At 76.2% G+C, this 15,392-nt stretch carries 13 protein-coding genes; 10 read left to right on the top strand and 3 right to left on the bottom strand.

All coding sequences use genetic code 11. The features are described from left to right. Positions 1–8: 8 nt before the first annotated feature. Together ACFY23_RS26785 and ACFY23_RS26790 are read right to left on the bottom strand one after the other, a co-directional pair. A complete protein-coding gene (locus ACFY23_RS26785; RefSeq protein ID WP_350681511.1) occupies positions 9–1,802 on the bottom strand; it encodes a DEAD/DEAH box helicase in 1,794 nt (597 codons plus the stop codon). 104 nt (positions 1,803–1,906) lie between these two features. Then, on the bottom strand, positions 1,907–2,773 hold the full coding sequence (locus tag ACFY23_RS26790) for a hypothetical protein (protein ID WP_350681509.1): 867 nt from the start codon (positions 2,771–2,773) through the stop codon (positions 1,907–1,909). 133 nt (positions 2,774–2,906) lie between these two features. Between ACFY23_RS26790 and ACFY23_RS26795 the strand changes: the two genes are divergently transcribed. Genes ACFY23_RS26795 through ACFY23_RS26805 form a run of 3 tightly spaced genes read left to right on the top strand, consistent with a single transcriptional unit; the run spans position 2,907 to position 5,213 of the window. Next, positions 2,907–4,064, top strand: coding sequence for a histidine kinase (locus ACFY23_RS26795; RefSeq protein WP_350681507.1), 1,158 nt, complete (start codon positions 2,907–2,909; stop codon positions 4,062–4,064). Beyond that, the gene (locus ACFY23_RS26800) at positions 4,061–4,666 is read left to right on the top strand and encodes a response regulator transcription factor (protein WP_350681505.1); all 606 of its coding nucleotides are present in this window, start codon (positions 4,061–4,063) and stop codon (positions 4,664–4,666) included. Before ACFY23_RS26795 ends, ACFY23_RS26800 begins: the two co-directional genes overlap by 4 nt. A 25-nt stretch (positions 4,667–4,691) precedes the next feature. After that, positions 4,692–5,213, top strand: coding sequence for a 2'-5' RNA ligase family protein (locus ACFY23_RS26805; RefSeq protein ID WP_350681503.1), 522 nt, complete (start codon positions 4,692–4,694; stop codon positions 5,211–5,213). 118 nt (positions 5,214–5,331) lie between these two features. Here the strand turns inward: ACFY23_RS26805 and ACFY23_RS26810 are convergent, their stop codons facing one another. Continuing rightward, positions 5,332–7,551, bottom strand: coding sequence for a family 43 glycosylhydrolase (locus ACFY23_RS26810; protein WP_350681501.1), 2,220 nt, complete (start codon positions 7,549–7,551; stop codon positions 5,332–5,334). A gap of 131 nt (positions 7,552–7,682) precedes the next feature. On the opposite strand from ACFY23_RS26810, the gene ACFY23_RS26815 reads away from it, so the two are divergent. The 7 genes from ACFY23_RS26815 to ACFY23_RS26845 all read left to right on the top strand — a co-directional run bounded on the left by ACFY23_RS26815 (position 7,683) and on the right by ACFY23_RS26845 (position 15,290). Continuing rightward, positions 7,683–8,429 carry a winged helix-turn-helix domain-containing protein gene (locus ACFY23_RS26815; RefSeq protein WP_350681499.1) on the top strand — a complete coding sequence of 249 codons (747 nt, stop codon included), beginning with the start codon at positions 7,683–7,685 and terminating at the stop codon, positions 8,427–8,429. Between the two features lie 131 nt (positions 8,430–8,560). Next, positions 8,561–9,355, top strand: coding sequence for an isocitrate lyase/phosphoenolpyruvate mutase family protein (locus tag ACFY23_RS26820; protein WP_350681497.1), 795 nt, complete (start codon positions 8,561–8,563; stop codon positions 9,353–9,355). Positions 9,356–9,494: 139 nt separating this feature from the next. Then, entirely contained in the window at positions 9,495–10,454 is a 960-nt protein-coding gene (locus tag ACFY23_RS26825; RefSeq protein WP_350681495.1) for a DUF5715 family protein, read from the top strand. A gap of 4 nt (positions 10,455–10,458) precedes the next feature. Then, the gene (locus tag ACFY23_RS26830; protein ID WP_350681493.1) at positions 10,459–12,069 is read left to right on the top strand and encodes an asparagine synthase-related protein; all 1,611 of its coding nucleotides are present in this window, start codon (positions 10,459–10,461) and stop codon (positions 12,067–12,069) included. Positions 12,070–12,123: 54 nt separating this feature from the next. Next, complete coding sequence (locus ACFY23_RS26835; RefSeq protein WP_350681491.1) at positions 12,124–13,053, top strand: PfkB family carbohydrate kinase; 930 nt, start codon at positions 12,124–12,126, stop codon at positions 13,051–13,053. Between the two features lie 209 nt (positions 13,054–13,262). Then, positions 13,263–14,270, top strand: a complete 1,008-nt coding sequence (locus ACFY23_RS26840) for a sigma-70 family RNA polymerase sigma factor (RefSeq protein ID WP_350681489.1) — start codon at positions 13,263–13,265, stop codon at positions 14,268–14,270. A gap of 12 nt (positions 14,271–14,282) precedes the next feature. Continuing rightward, positions 14,283–15,290: a linear amide C-N hydrolase gene (locus ACFY23_RS26845; RefSeq protein WP_350819398.1), complete on the top strand. Its 1,008-nt coding sequence runs from the start codon at positions 14,283–14,285 to the stop codon at positions 15,288–15,290. Positions 15,291–15,392: the final 102 nt, after the last annotated feature.

Below are 15,392 nucleotides of genomic sequence, written 5' to 3' on the forward strand. Positions count from 1 at the left end.
TCGGTTCGTCAGCGGCGGTCGCGGCGGTCGAAGTCGCGGTCGCGGCGCTCGCGCCGGTCGGCCCCGTCGAAGCGGCGCTCGCCGCCGCCGTCACCGTCACGATCCCGGCGTACGGTCGCCTTGCGACCCTTGATCGTGCTGCCGCGCAGCCCCGCGATCACCTCGTCGGCGACGGCGTAGGGCACCTCCACCAGCGAGAACCGGTCGGCGATCTCGATCGAGCCGATGTCCCGGCCGCTGACCCCCGTCTCTCCGGTGATCGCGCCGACCAGGTCCTGCGGGCGGACCCCGGCGCGCCGGCCGAGCCCGATGAAGACCTGCGTGGTGCCGCCCGCGCGGGGCCGGCCACCGCCGCGCCGCTCGCCCCGGCCGCCGCCCTCCGGCCGCCCCTCGCGCGGGCCCCGCACCGGGACCTGCGGGATCTCCTCCTCGTCCTCGGTGCCCGGCGAGGTCGCCTCGTGCGCCAGCTTCACCGCCGCGAGCGCCACCTCCACCAGGTCGAACTCGTCGGTCAACGACTCCACGATCGCCCGGTACGGGTCGAGGTCGTCCTCGAGCAGGCTCTCCCGCAGGGCGCCCTGGGTCAGCTCCAGCCGCCGGGTGCGCATGTCCGCCACCGTCGGGATCTTGTCGATGGTGATCCGCTGGCCGGTGACCCGCTCGATGGTCTTGAGCATCCGGTGCTCGCGCGGCTCGGCGAGGGTGATCGCCACGCCCTCCCGCCCGGCGCGGCCCACGCGGCCGATCCGGTGCACGTACGACTCCGGCGCCGACGGCACGTCGTAGTTGACGACGTGGGTGAGCTGCTCGACGTCCAGGCCGCGGGCGGCCACGTCGGTGGCCATCAGCAGGTCCGCGGTGCCCGCGCGCAGCCGGCCCATCACCCGGTCGCGCTGCTCCTGGCTCATCCCGCCGTGCAGCGCCTCGGCGCGGTAGCCCCGGCCGTTCATGGTCTCGGTGAGCCGGTCGACCTCCTCGCGGCTGCGGCAGAAGACGATCGCCGCGGTGGGGGACTCGACGTCGAGCACCCGGCCCAGCGCCGCCGGCTTGTGCGCCCGGGCGACGATGTACGCGCTCTGTCGTACCCGGGGCGCCTCGCCGGCCACCGGCTGCTCCCGGGCGATGAGGATGCGCACCGGATCGGTCAGGTGCTGGCGGGCCAGCCCGTCGATCCGCGCCGGCATCGTCGCCGAGAACAGCACCGTCTGCCGCTGCGCGGGCGTGTGCTCCAGGATCGCCTCGATGTCCTCGGCGAAGCCCATGTCGAGCATCTCGTCGGCCTCGTCGAGCACGACCGTGGCCAGCGAGCCCAGGTTGAGCGTGCCCCGGGCGATGTGGTCCAGCGCCCGGCCCGGGGTCGCCACCACCACGTCCACGCCCATGTCCAGGGCGCGCAGCTGCCGGCCGATCGGCTGCCCGCCGTAGATGGGCAGCACCCGGGTGCCCAGGTCCTTGCCGTAGCGGTGGAACGCCTCCGACACCTGCACCGCCAGCTCCCGGGTCGGGACCAGCACCAGCGCCACCGGGTCGCCGGGCCGCTCGTCGGGCATCCGCTGCAGCAGCGGCAGGGCGAACGCGGCGGTCTTGCCCGTACCGGTGGCCGCCTGGCCGAGCAGGTCCCGACCGGCCAGCAGGGGAGGGATCGCCTCCCGCTGGATCGGCGTGGGCTCCTCGTAGCCGAGGGCGGACAAGGCGCCCAGCAGCTCGGCGCGCAGTCCGAGATCCGCGAAGGCGGTCGCCTCGTCGGTGGCGTCCAGGGCGGGGTCGGTCGGTGGGTCGTGCCGTACGGGTGCGGAACTCATGCGGCAAGCTTTTCATCATCACCGGCCGGCGGTTCCGCCGACCGGCACAACAGCCCGCCCGTGCCGGGTCGCCGCCCCGTGTCGGCGACCCGGCACGGGCGGGATCAGCGGGTCAGCAGGGCCAGCACGACGGCGACCCCGACGACCGTGTCGATGACGGCGCACCACTCCGCGTAGCCGCGCGGGACGACCCGGTTCGCGCGGTGGTGCACCACGTCCCAGGCCGCGTGACCGAACCAGCCGGCGGCCACCAGCCAGCCGGCCAGGCCGTGGTCGACCACGGTGGCGGCCAGGGCCAGCGCCGCCCAGCCGGCCAGCCCGGCCACCTGGAGGACGAGCACCCGGCGCTCGCCAAGCTGCCCGCGCGCCGCGCCGATGACCAGGTAGGCCGCCGGCAACGCCAGCAGGAACAGTGCCGGAAGCACCGACGGGGACAGGAGCATGTCCAGCGTCATCAGCAGCGCGAGCCCCGTCGGCCAGCGGCGCGCCAGCGCCGCGACGAGCCGGTGACGCGCGACCGCGGGCGCGGTGGCCGGGTGCCGGGCGTACTCGGCGCGCCGGCGCAGCACCGCGAGCGCCATCGCCGGGAGCATCAGCAGGTGGCTGCCGAGAAGCAGGGCGTCCGCGCCGATCAGTCCGGCCCGGAACGGTACGAACAGCACCAGCACCGGCAGGTACATCGCCGCGGTCATCTCGCCGACGGCGGCCCAGGAGTGCCTCCGGTACCGCATCCACACCGCCATGCCGACGCTCATGTCCGTCGCCATCAGCACGGCGCCGACGTCGGCCCGTCCGAGGTCGGGGGAGAAGCCGAGCGCTGTGCCCACGGCCGCGCGGAACGGCCCGAGCAGCAGCATCCCGGCGATCATGGCCAGCGCCATCTCCAACAGGTGCCGCAGCAGCGCGGCGCGCGGTCCCGCGTGACCGGCGTGCGGTGTTGTCGGGATGGCGTTCGGCGTCGTCTCCGTCATGCCATCGAGCCTGCTTCCGGGTGGCCGCGTCGGACACCCTCGCCGGGTCACCCGTCGACCGTGCGAAACGCACCGCCGATCCGTGCGTCCCGCGTACGGCGGCGGGTCGGTGCCGGGCCCTACGATTCGGACCGTGGCGTTCGACCCGACGGTGTCCGGACCCGACCGGCGCCTGCGCCGGGCCCGGGCCGGCGCGACGGTGTCCCTCGCCACCGGGGTGGCCTCCGGCCTGTTCCTGCCGGCGGTCGGGCTGACCCGGGAGCCGGCGGGGCTGCGGGTGGCGCTCGGTGCGGTGGGGCTCACCGCGGTCGCCGTGGTGCTGGCCGTGGCGTTGTACGCGACCGTCACGCCGGACGTGGCGGACCGGGTCCGCCGCCGGTGCCGCGTGGCGTTCGCCGTCGTGGCGGTGCTGAGCGTCCCGTTGGTGGCGCCGGTCGCCACCGGGGCGTGGCCCACCTGGGCGTGGCTGGGCGCGGTGGTCGTGGGCGCGGTGCCGCTGGTCGCCCGGCCCTGGACGGTGGCCCCGGTGGCGGCGGCCACCGCGGCCGTTGCCGGGGCGGTGGCGACGGCGACCGGGACGCCGGTCGGTCGGTCCCTGGTGATCAGCGGCGGCCTCGGCCTCGGCATCGCCGCGGTGAACGGATTCCAGGTGTGGTTCTGGGAGCTGCTGGTGCAGGCCGGCCGGGGGCAGGTCGCCCAGGCCCGGCTCGCGGCGGCGCAGGAGCGGCTGCGCTTCGCCGGCGACGTGCACGATCTGCTCGGGCACCACCTCACGGTCATCGCGCTGAAGGCCGAACTCGCCGCCCGGCTCGCGGCGACCGACGCGGAGCGGGCCGGCCGGGAGGCGGCCGAGGCGCAGCGGCTGGCCGCCACCGCGCTGACCGAGCTGCGTCGGACGGTGCACGGTTACCGCCGCGTCGACCTGACCGAGCAGGTGAACGCCGTCGGGCAGGTGCTGCGCTCCTCCGGGGTCCGGTGCACCGTGGTGCCGCCGGCCCACGAGTTGCCGGCGGAGGCGTCCGCCCAGCTCGCGGCGGTGCTCCGCGAGGCCGGCACCAACGTGCTGCGGCACAGCCGGGCCGGCTGGTGCCGGATCGAGATCGACCAGGAGGCGGACGTGGCGCGGATGACGGTGACCAACGACGGCGCGGGCGCGGCCGGCGCGCCCGACCGACACAGCCACGGCCTGCGCGGGCTGGCCGAGCGGCTGGCCGCCGCCGGCGGGGAACTGCGCACGTACCGGGAGGACGGTGTCTTCACCGTCGAGGCGACCGTCCCGACGGCGTCATGATCCGGGTCCTGCTCGCCGACGACGAGGAGCTGATCCGGGCCGCCCTCGCCGCCCTGCTCGACCTTGAGGAGGACCTGACGGTGGTGGCGCAGGCGGCCGACGGCGGCGCCGCTGTGACCGCCGCCCTGGCGCACCGCCCCGACGTGGCCGTCGTCGACCTGGCGATGCCCGGCCCCGACGGCTTCCAGGTCGCCGCCGAGCTGGCCCGGGTGCTGCCGTCCTGCGCGGTGGTGATCCTCACCGGTCAGGGCCGGCCGGCGCACCTGGCCCGCGCGCTCACTGCCGGGGCCCGCGGGTTCCTGCCCAAGGGCGCGCCCGGCGGGGCGCTCGCCGACGTGATCCGGCGGGTGCACGCCGGCGGCCGGTACGTCGACCCGGCGCTGGCCGCCGACGCGCTGACCATCCCGCCGTGCCCGCTGACCCCGCGCGAGCTGGACACGCTGCGGCTGGCCGAGGACGGCGCCCCGGTGGCGGTGGTGGCCCGCCGAGCCCACCTGTCCAGCGGCACGGTCCGCAACTACCTCGCCGCGGCGGTGCAGAAGCTCGGCGCGACGAGCCGGGCGGAGGCGGCGCGGACGGCCCGGGACAACGGCTGGCTCTGACCGGGCCGCCCGTTAGCCTGGCGCAGTGCGTACGGTCGAACTGGTCTGCTCGCCCGGTCTGGAGGCGGCGGTGCGCGGGGCGTGGCAGCGGCTGGCCGCGGCGGGGCTGCCCAGCCTCGCCCGCAACACCCACCCGACGAACCGGCCGCACCTGACCCTCGCCTCCGTGGACGAGTTCCCGCCCGGCGCGCGGGAGCGGCTGACCGCCCTGGTCGACGCGGCGGTGCCGCTGCCCGTACGGCTGGACCGGATCGCGGTCCTCGACGGCAGCGCCCCGCTGGTGTGGCTGCTCCGCCCGTCGCCGGAGCTGACGGCGCTGCACGCGGCGGTCTGGGACGTCCTCGCCACGGCCGGCGGACAGAACCCGTGGCACGCGCCGGGGCGCTGGGTGCCGCACCTGAGCCTGGCGCTGCGCTTCCGCGACGCCGACCGCCGGCTCGCCCGGGCGGTGGCGGGCGTCGACCGCCCCACCGGCGCCTTCGTCGCCGGGCGCAGCTACGACGGGGCGAGCAGGACCGTCAGCCGGCTCGGCGGCACCGAGCGCTGACCCGCGACATCCACCCACCGGCGGAGATCGCGCGGGCGTACGGGCTGGCCGGCCCCTGCCGCGAGGAGCAGAACCGGCGGGCCCCTGCCGCCCCTCGACGGCGGGGGCCCCGACCCGCTCAGCGGTGGAAGCGGACGTAGTCGAACTGCGCGGTGAGCGCCGGCTCGGCGCCGCCGTGGGCGACCAGCCCGATGCGCGGGGTGGTGTCGGCCGGGAAGGTCCACACCCCGCCCCACGTCCAGTTCCGCCCGTCCCGGCTGGAGGCGGCCCGGAACTCGTGCTCGCCGGTGACCGGGTCGACCCGGTGCGCCAGCCGCAGCCAGGTGGTGGTCGCCGGGGTGCCGACGATGTTGCCGCCGTAGACCGGCCGGCCGGCGAAGGGCAGCTCGTAGCCGTACTCGACCTGGCGGGTGTTCCAGATGGCGACCTGCGTGAGCCGGGCGAAGCGGTCGTCGTCGACGTAGGCGACCAGGCCGGCCTGCTGGTAGTTGCGCACGGTCTCCTCGCCGAGGTCGAGCGTCACCTTCGTCTCCACGACGTAGTCGCCCGTCGGCGCGTCGCGCAGCAGCACGCCGGCGTTGTTGCCGGTGCCGGTCAGGTCGGCGCCCTGCACCGGCCAGCGCAGCGTCCCGCCGGACACGGTGGCCGCCGGGTCCGGCCGGACCCACCGCCACGCCGGGCCCAGCCCGTCGGTGAACTCGTCGGAGAACGCCGGCAGCAGGGCACCGGGTCGGGGCTCGGGGACGGCGTGCCGCACCGGCCGGTGCAGCCGGGCGACGCTCACGTTGTCGAACCCGGCGTCCCCGCCGGTGGCGGTCAGCGCGATCCGGCCGACGACCGGGCGGTCCAGCCGCAGCGAGACCACGGCCACCTGGTCGCCGAGGCGCGCGGGGCTCAGCTCGGCCGTCAGGTCCCGGCCGCGTACCTCGACGGCGAGGTTGTGCCCGACCGCCGCGTCGAAGCCGGCGGGCAGCGGCGCGCTCGCGGTGCGGGCGCCGTCCCGGGCGACCAGCCTGCCGGCGGCGGCGTCCACCCGCACCGCGACGCGGTCGCCGAGGGTGAGCCCGGCCGCGCCGGTGGCGGCGGGCCGCAGGTCGACCTCCGCGCGCACGTCCCCGCCGACGGTCGTACGGCCGGTCAGCGTGCCGCTGCCGGTGAGCCGGCCGTCGGCGACCCGCCAGTCCCCGGCGGTGCCCCGCCAGCCGGCGAGGCCGGCGTCGAAGCGCTCGTCCACCCGGCCGGTGGTGACCGGCGCGGGCCGGGTGCCCTCCGACGGGCCGGCGCCGGCGTTCACGGTCGGCCAGCCGTCGATCCAGTCGAGGCGGTCGAGCAGCATCGGCCGCTCGTTGATGCCGAACGGTTCGTCCAGGTACGGGTCGGCCCGGTCGATGGCGTGGTAGACGATCCAGTCCTGGCCGGACAGGTCGGTCAGGAAGCCGTTGTGGCCGGTGCCGATCCAGCGGTTGCCGTTCTGGGCCAGTACGGGGGTGCCGCCGGCCCGCGAGGCGGTCAGCGGGATGCCGTCGCGGTCCACGAAGGGCCCGCGCGGGGTCCTCGACCGGCCGACGTGGACGGAGTAGCCGGTGGCCGGGCCGGCGCAGCAGTTGGCGGCCGACGCGAACAGGTAGTACCAGCCGTCGCGGCGCAGCACGTAGCTGCCCTCGAACTTGTTGTCGATGGCGACCAGCGTCGGCGTGCCGATGGCGCGCAGCCCGTCGGGGGAGAGTTCGGTGACGGAGATGCCGCCGTAGTAGCTGCCGTAGTAGAGGTAGTGCCGGCCGTCGACGTCGGTGAACTGGCTCGGGTCGATGGTCCACAGCCAGCCGCCGCCACCGCCGGGGCGGGGCGCGACCACGGGCTCGTCGGCGAAGGTCCACGGGCCGGTCGGGGTGGGCGCGGTGGCCGCGCCGACGGCGAAGTCGCCGCCCTCGGGGGAGACGGTGGTGTCGGTGACGGTCACGTACATGACCCAGCGGTCGCCGACCCGGCGCACGTCGGGGGCCCAGAAGCCGGCGCCGGGCGCCGCGTACGCCGGGCGCTGGTCGGCGCCGAAGGCGTCCCCGACGTACGTCCAGTCGACCAGGTCGGCGGAGCGGGCGGTGGGCACCCGGTGGAAGGTGCCCTCGCCCTCGCGCAACGGGTCGGTGGTGCCGTACGCGTACCAGAAACCGTCCTCACCACGGACGATCACCGGGTCGGCGAAGGTGTCGGCGAACCCGGCCGAGACCGGGTTGCGGTAGCGGGGGTCGGGCGCGGCGGCGGCCGGCGCGGACGCCGTCCCGGCCAGGACCAGACCGATGACGGCGGCGAGCGCGCCGGCGCGGCGGAGATGTCCCATCAGACCTGCCTCGGGTGGAGAGATGTCGACCAGGATCACTGGGACCGTTTCTACAACGTTGGATACAACGTTGTAAAGGCGCGGGCGACGCTTCGGTGGGCACCGGAACGAGTCCGTGCCAGCATGGGCCCGTGACCACCACCGCCACGGACGGCCCGACCCTGGCCCGGCTCGCCGCCCTGCTCGCCGACGACACCCGGGCCCGCATCTGCCTGGCCCTGCTCGACGGCCGGGCGTGGGCGGCCGGCGAGCTGGCCCGGCTCGCCGGGGTGGCGCCCTCCACCGCCAGCGACCACCTCACCCGCCTGGTCCGGGGCGGGCTGCTCGTCGAGGAACGGCAGGGGCGGCACCGCTACGTCCGGCTCGCCGGCCCCTCGGTGGCCCAGCTGATCGAGGACCTGGCCGGCCACGCGCCGGCGCGGCCCCGGCCCGCCCGCTCGCTGCGCGCCGTCCGCGCCGACGCCGCCCTGGCGTACGCCCGCACCTGCTACGACCACCTGGCCGGCCGCCTCGGCGTGCTGCTGCGGGACACGATGCTCGACCGCGGCCTGCTCGACGGCGCCGACGGGCTGGCGCTGACCCCGGCCGGGGTGGGCTGGCTGGACGGGCTCGGGGTGCCGGTCGCGCCGCTGCGGGCCGCCCGCCGCCCGTTGATGCGCGACTGCCTCGACTGGACCGAACGCCGGCCGCACCTGGCCGGTGCGCTGGGCGCCGCGCTGTGCGCCCGGTTCCTCGACGTGGGCTGGCTCACCCGGGGCGGCGGCCGGGCCGTCCGGCTCACCCCGGCCGGCGGCCCCGCGCTGGCCGCCGCGCTCGGCCTCGACCCGGCCGACCTCGCGCCCGACGGCGCACCGGACGCTGGCGGCGGGCGCGCCTGACCGGCTCGCGTCCGCCCGACCGGGGACCGCCGCGCGGGGAAGGGCCGACGGTTCGGCGGCGGCCGAAGGAATCGGGCCCTACCGTCGCCCGGTGACCGTCGACGAGCCGACGAGTGTCGAGGGGGATCCCGATGAACGAGCGCTGCGCCGCCTTCCACGCCCTGCACCACGCCGACCGGCCGCTGCTGCTGCCCAACGCCTGGGACCACGCCAGCGCCGCCGCGTTCGCCGCGCGCGGACATCCGGCGGTCGGCACCACCAGCCTCGGGGTCGCCGCGGCCGCCGGGCTGCCGGACGCGGCGGCGGCCACCCGGGCGGAGAACCTCCGGCTGGCCCGGGCGCTGCGCGGCCTCCCGGTGCTGCTGAGCGTCGACGTGGAGGCGGGCTGCGCCGACGACCCGGCGGCCGTGGCCGACCTGGCGGTCGAGCTGGCCGCCCTCGGGGTGGTCGGGATCAACATCGAGGACGGCCGGGCCGACGGCACCCTCGACCCGCCGGCGCTGACCGCGGCCAAGGTGGCCGCCGTCAAGGCCGCGGCGCCGGCCCTGTTCGTCAACGCCCGCACCGACACGTGGTGGCTGGGGACGCCCGACCCGCTGCCGGCGGCCCTGGCCCGCGCCCGGGCCTACGCGGACGCCGGCGCCGACGGGATCTTCGTGCCCGCGGCGCCGGACGCCGACACCATCGGCGCCCTCGTCGCCGGGATCGACCTGCCGCTGAACGTGCTGTACCGCCCGGGCGGGCCCACCCTCGACGAGCTGGGGGCGCTCGGCGTGGCCCGGGTGAGCACGGGGTCGCTGCTGTTCCGGGCCGCGCTCGGCGCCGCCCTGGGCACCCTGGACGCCGTCCGGTCCGGCGCCGCACCGCACCGGGAACCGCCCTCGTACGCCGAGGTGCAGCGGTTGAGCGCCGCGTCCCGGCCGTAACGGTTCGTGCCCGCCCACGCATCGGTCCGCCCCCTAGGAGGAGATAAGAGGATTGTTCGTACTTATCCCGTCGCGCCTGATTACGGTATGCGCAGGGCGATGCACACAGTGATGTCGTGACGGGAGAGAGGACCCGACCATGCGAGTGCCCAGCCGAAGTCCGGGGCAGCAGCCCGGGCCCTCCGTCACACCCGCAGCCCGCGCCCGCCGTCGGGTGCCCGGCACGCCGCCCCGCCCCGCCCCGCCGGACCTCGACGCCTACCGGGCGGCCGTCGCCGACCTGCTGGTCGAGGTGGGCGCCCTGGCCGGCGCGTCCTGCACGGCGGCCCGGCAGGTGCTGATCGACGACCGGCTGCGCGAGCCCGCCATCGCCGCGGTGCTCGACGCCACGCCCCAGGGGCTCGTCGGCGCCCGCGAGACGCTGCTGCTGGAGATGGCCCGGTACCAGCCCAGCCCGCGCAGCTCCGCGGCCGACCTCACCGCACTGGTCCGCATCTACCTGCTCTCCCGCGTCGACGTGATGTGGTGGCGCGGCGCGCCGACCTTCCTCACCGACGCCCAGGTCGACGCCAGCCCCGACCTGGTCGACCTGGAGTGGCTGCGCCGCCGCGACCTGCTCCGCTTCCGCTACACCGAGCAGCCGAAGACGCTGCTCGGGCGCGGGATGCGGGCGGCCCGGCGCCGGCTGCTGCCCGACGCCACGCCGCGCACCGCTGGGCTGCGGTTCCGGCGGGCCCGCCGGGAGGTCGTGGCGCTGCTCAACGACATCGGCCGGGAGTTCGCCGCCAACACCCCGCCCGCCACCCCGCCGTTGTGGGTGACCAGCCTGGTCCGCAGCGCCGAGCACCAGCACCGGCTGCGCCGCCTCGGGTACGCCGCCATGGTCCCCAGCGGCCACTGCCTCGGCTGGGCGGTCGACGTCGAGCTGGAGTGGTTCGGCCGCTTCGGCGTCCGGGACACCCTCGCCGAGCTGCTGCTGGCCCGGCAACGGGCCGGCGAGGTCAACGTGGTCGACGAGGGGCAGGCGTGGCACCTGTGCCTCGCGCCCGCCAGCAGCCGGCGGCTGCGCCGGGCGTACGAAGCCGAGATGGGGGTCTGAGCCGATGTGCGGCATCGCGTTGAGCCTCGGCCCCGAGGCCGATCCGGCGATCTTCCGGCGGACGCTCGCCACCCTCGCCCCCCGCGGCGAGGTCACCGAGGCCCGCTACGAGAACGGCCTGTTCGCCGGCACCCGGCGGTTGAAGGTGGTGGACCGGGAGCGCGCGGTGCAGCCGTGGACCTCCGTGGACGAGCGGTGGCTGCTCTGCTACAACGGCGAGGTCTTCAACCACCACGAGCTGCGCGCGGAGCTGGTCCGGCTCGGGCACCGCTTCCGCAGCGTGAGCGACACGGAGGTCGTGCTCGCCGCGTTCCTCCAGTGGGGCGAGGACGTGGTCACCCGGCTGCGCGGCGAGTACGCCTTCGCCGTCGTGGAACGGGCCACCGGCCGCGCCTACCTGGTCCGGGACCCGCTCGGCGTGAAGCCGTTGTACTGGGCCCGTACGCCCGGCTGCCTGCACGTCGCCAGCGAGGTGAAGGCGCTGGTCGGGCACGGCGTCCCGATCGGCGAGGTGCCGCCCGGGCACCACGGCTGGGCCGAGCCCGACGGGCGGGTCCGGCTGCGCGCGTACGTCGACCTGCTCGCCCTCGGCGACGGGCTGTCGGTGGTGGACGACCCGGACGAGGCCGCCCTGCTCGTCCGTGCCGCCCTCACCGACAGCATCCGGATGCGGGTGGACACCGACCTCACCGTCGGGGTGGTGCTCTCCGGCGGGTTGGACAGCTCGCTGGCCCTGCTGCACGTGCGCGACCTGCACCCCGACTGCGTCGCCGTCACCGTCGGGGTGCCGGACAGCCCCGACGTGGCGTACGCGCGGCGGCTGGCGCGCGACCTGGGGGTGGCGCACGAGGTGGTCGAGCTGCGCCCGCGCGACATCCGGCTGGCCGACATCCGGGAGGCCATCCGGATCTCCGAGCTGACCGAGTACGGCGACATCATCAACGCGGTGGTCTCCGTGCCGCTCTTCCGCCGGCTGCACGAGCTGGGCGTGAAGGTGGTGCTGACCGGGGACGGCTCGGACGAGCTGTTCGGCGGCTACCCGATGTACCACCAGGTCGGCCCCGAGGCGTCCCGCCGGCTCTTCCTGCACAGGATCCGCAACCTCTGTCGTACGGAGTTGCAGCGCGTCGACCGGGCCAGCATGGGGCACGGGGTGGAGGCCCGCGTGCCGTTCCTCGACCTGAGCGTGGTGGAACTGGCGATGCGGCTGCCGATCGGGCTGAAGATGCGCGAGGGTCAGGAGAAGTGGATCGTCCGGCGGGCCTTCGCCGACCTGCTGCCCGACTACGTCCGGCGTCGGCCGAAGAACCCGATGTCGTACTCGTCGGGCCTGCACGAGCGGGCCAGGCTGTACAAGCCGCTCTTCGCCCGGCTGCACCGGTCGTTCGGCTACCACCTGCTGGAACCGGTCCGCCGTGACTTCGACAGCGTGCTCACCCGCTGCGGCAACGACCTCGACCGGGCGCTCGCGGCCGGCCGGGCCCGGCCCGACTACACCATGCTGGAGCACGCCCGGGACCTGGTGGGCGCGGCGAAGTGGAACGCCGCGCCGATGATGCGCCGGCTGGTCGGCCCGCGCCGCACCCGGGGCGACGAGGCCCCGCTGCCGGGGTGAGGTGACGCCTCCGGGGTTGCGTGGCGGATCCCGGCCGGGGGTAGTAGCGGTGGCATGACCCTGGACGTGGTGGTGGTCGGGCAGGTGGCCCGGGACCTCGTGCTGCTGGTGGACGAGGTGCCGGAGGCCGGCGGCACCGCACCCGTGCGGCAGCGGCGCGAGCTGCTCGGCGGCAAGGGGGCCAACCAGGCCGTCGGGCTCGCCCAGCTCGGCGCGTCGGTCGGGCTGCTCGGCGTGGTCGGCGACGACGAGGTGGGGGAGCGGCTGCTGGCGCAGGCGCGGGCCGACGGGATCGACGTCGCGCGGGTGCTGCGCCGGCCCGGCACCCCCACCGGGCTCATCGTCGACGTGGTCGACGCCGGGGCCCGCTGGCGCTACCTCGAGGACCTGCCCGAGGCCACCCTGCTCACTCCCGAGGACGTGGCCGGGGCCGCCGACGTGCTGCGCGCCGCGCGGGCCGTCCTGGTGCAGTTGCAGCAGCCGGCGCGGGCCGCCACGGTCGCGGCGCGGACCGCCCGGGAGGCCGGCCGGCTGGTCGTGCTCGACGGCGCCCCGACCGACCTGGCCGACGCCGACGGTTTGCTCGCCCTCGCCGATGTGCTGCGGGCCGACGCGCAGGAGGTCGAGCTCATCACCGGCGACGCGCCGCGCGACGCCGAGGGCGGGCTCGCCGCCGGGCGCAAGCTGCTGCGGCGCGGCCCGTCCCTGCTGGCGATCGAGGTGGCCGGGGAGGGCAACGCGTTCGTCTGGCCGGACGGCGAGCTGTTCCTGCCGCTGAGCGAGACGCCCACGGTGGACAGCACCGGCGCCGGGGACGCGTTCGTCGCGGCGCTGACCCTAGCTCTGCTGCGCGGCGAGTCCCGGGACAGCGCCGCCCGGTACGCCGTGGCGGCGGCCGGCGCCACCGTCGGCCACCCCGGCGGCCGCCCGGCGCTGACCGACGAGGCGATCCGGGAGCAGCTCGACCGGATCCCCGCCGGCTGACCGGCGCTCCGCCGGTCGACGACGGTCCAGCCCCAGGCCCACCGCGATGTCGAGTCCGTGGACGACGTCGTGCGAGAGCGCCCCGCGGACGACGTCGTGCGAGAGCGCCCCGTGGACGACGTCGCCTGGTGGCGCCCACGGGTGCGTGACGTTGTCGGGGGTACGTTGAGCGTCGGAAACTCATCGCCGCCGGTGCGTATGGTCGACCGGTGGCGCAGACGTCGACCCGCGAAGCCTCGGCCCGGCTGGAGCCGTTCCGCACGGAGCTGACCGGCTACTGCTACCGGATGCTCGGCTCCGGCTTCGAGGCGGAGGACGCGGTGCAGGAGACGCTGGTGCGCGCGTGGCGGTCGCTCGACCGCTACGACCCGGGACGGGCGTCGCTGCGCACCTGGCTCTACCGCATCGCGACCAACGTCTGCCTCGACATGCTCCGCAGTCCGCAACGCCGGGCCCTCGCCGTGGACCTGGGCGGGCCGGCGGGCGGCGGGCCCGACATCGGCGAGCCGCTGTCCGAGCGGGTCTTCGTCCAGCCGGTCCCGGACTCCCGGGTGCTGCCCGCCGACGGCGACCCGGCGGAGCTGGTCGTGCGGCGGGAGACGATCCGACTGGCGTTCGTCGCCGCGTTGCAGCACCTGCCGCCCCGGCAGCGGGCCGTGCTGATCCTGCGGGACGTGTTGTGCTGGACCGCCGAGGAGGTCGCCCACCTGCTGGAGACCACCGTCGCGGCGGTGACCAGCGCGGTGCAGCGGGCGAGGGCGACGTTGCGGGCGGTGGGCCCGACGCTCGGCGAGCCGCTGCGTCCGTCGGACCCCGCCCAACGCGACCTGCTCGCCCGCTACTGTGCCGCGTTCGAACGGCACGACGTGGCCGCGCTCGTGGCTCTGCTGCACGAGGACGCGACGATGTCGATGCCGCCCTTCGCGTGGTGGATCGGCGGCCGGGACCGGATCGGGCGGGTGCTGCGCGCCCCGGACGCGTCGTGTGCGGGCGCCCGCCTCGTGCCCGCCGAGGCGAACGGCGTGCCGGCGTACTGGCAGACGCGCCCCGGCCCGGACGGCGTCCACGCGCCCTTCGGGCTGGTCCTGCTTGACGTGTCCGCGGGACTGGTCACCGGCATCACCACCTGGCTCGACGTCGACCGCCTGATCCCCCTGTTCGCCGTTCCGGCCGGGGCGACCGATCGGCCGGTGGACAACCCTCGATTCCTGCCCTAGCGTCCAGAAGATATGCGGAGGACTCTTCTGGGCGCCGGTGTCGCCCTGCTGCTCGCCGTGACCGCCTGCTCCAGCGCGGAGTCCGGGCCGCCCGCGCCCGCGGGAGCCGCGACGCCCGCCGGCACGCCCAGCGCCTCCCGGCAGGATCCGGGCGAGGTCGAGAAGACCCTGGCCAGCCTGCGTAAGGTCAACGACCTTCCGTTGTACGAGATGACCTATGTCGGGGCGTACGACGCGACGGTCGGCACGGACGCGCGCCCGGCGAAGGCGTTCGGCTGCTCGCTCTTCGCCGCCACCGGCGACCCGGCCCGGCCGTTGTTCGCCCGCAACTTCGACTGGGACGCCAACCCGGCGCTGGTGCTGCGCACCGATCCTCCCGACGGGTACGCCTCGATCTCTGTGGTGGACATGTCCTACCTCGGGGTGGGCCCCGACCCGACCGGCGACCGGCGGCTGCTCAACGCGCCGCTGCTGCCGTTCGACGGGATGAACGAGCGGGGGCTGGCGGTCGGCCTGGCCGCCGACGACGGCGCGCGGGCCGTCGCCGAACCCGGCAAGGCGACCGTCGGGTCGGTCCGCATCCAGCGTCTGGTGCTCGACCAGGCGGCCACGGTGGACGAGGCGGTGGCCGTGTTCGAGCGGTACAACCTCGATTTCACCGACGGGCCACCGCTGCACTACCTGCTCGCCGACGCGACCGGGGCGTCCGCGGTGGTCGAGTTCGTCGACGGGAAGATGTCGGTGGAGAAGGGACGGGGCGCCTGGCGGGCGCTGACCAACGTGCCAGTCGTGGGGGTGGACGAGCAGCGCCGTCGGGCCGACCACCGCTACGGCGTGATCGCCGCGGCCCTCGACCGGGCGGGCGGCGCGGCGGACGCCCCGGCGGCGTTCGAGATCCTCAACGACGTACGCCAGTCGCACACCCGCTGGTCGGTGACGTACGGCCTGCGCAGCGGCGAGGTCCGGCTGGCCACCGCGACCGGCGGCGGCGAGCGGCGTTACCAACTCCCGGTGAGCTGACCCACGGTCCCGTCCCTGCCGGCGTCCGGGACGCGGGCAGGGCCTCGGGCGCGCCGTGACCGTGGAACGCGGGCGGGCCCGGCCCCCGAGGTGGAGGGCCGG

Origin of the sequence: Micromonospora sp. NPDC000121 (assembly GCF_042899165.1) — a bacterium.
Taxonomy (GTDB): domain Bacteria; phylum Actinomycetota; class Actinomycetes; order Mycobacteriales; family Micromonosporaceae; genus Micromonospora.

What these genes read in the sequence shown, in the direction of transcription:
- ACFY23_RS26785 (WP_350681511.1), bottom strand. Translation starts at nt 1,802, where the DNA reads ATGAGTTCCGCACCCGTACGGCACGACCCACCGACCGACCCCGCCCTG.
- ACFY23_RS26790 (WP_350681509.1), bottom strand. Translation starts at nt 2,773, where the DNA reads ATGACGGAGACGACGCCGAACGCCATCCCGACAACACCGCACGCCGGT.
- ACFY23_RS26800 (WP_350681505.1), top strand. Translation starts at nt 4,061, where the DNA reads ATGATCCGGGTCCTGCTCGCCGACGACGAGGAGCTGATCCGGGCCGCC.
- ACFY23_RS26810 (WP_350681501.1), bottom strand. Translation starts at nt 7,551, where the DNA reads ATGGGACATCTCCGCCGCGCCGGCGCGCTCGCCGCCGTCATCGGTCTG.
- ACFY23_RS26820 (WP_350681497.1), top strand. Translation starts at nt 8,561, where the DNA reads ATGAACGAGCGCTGCGCCGCCTTCCACGCCCTGCACCACGCCGACCGG.
- ACFY23_RS26825 (WP_350681495.1), top strand. Translation starts at nt 9,495, where the DNA reads ATGCGAGTGCCCAGCCGAAGTCCGGGGCAGCAGCCCGGGCCCTCCGTC.
- ACFY23_RS26830 (WP_350681493.1), top strand. Translation starts at nt 10,459, where the DNA reads ATGTGCGGCATCGCGTTGAGCCTCGGCCCCGAGGCCGATCCGGCGATC.
- ACFY23_RS26835 (WP_350681491.1), top strand. Translation starts at nt 12,124, where the DNA reads ATGACCCTGGACGTGGTGGTGGTCGGGCAGGTGGCCCGGGACCTCGTG.
- ACFY23_RS26845 (WP_350819398.1), top strand. Translation starts at nt 14,283, where the DNA reads ATGCGGAGGACTCTTCTGGGCGCCGGTGTCGCCCTGCTGCTCGCCGTG.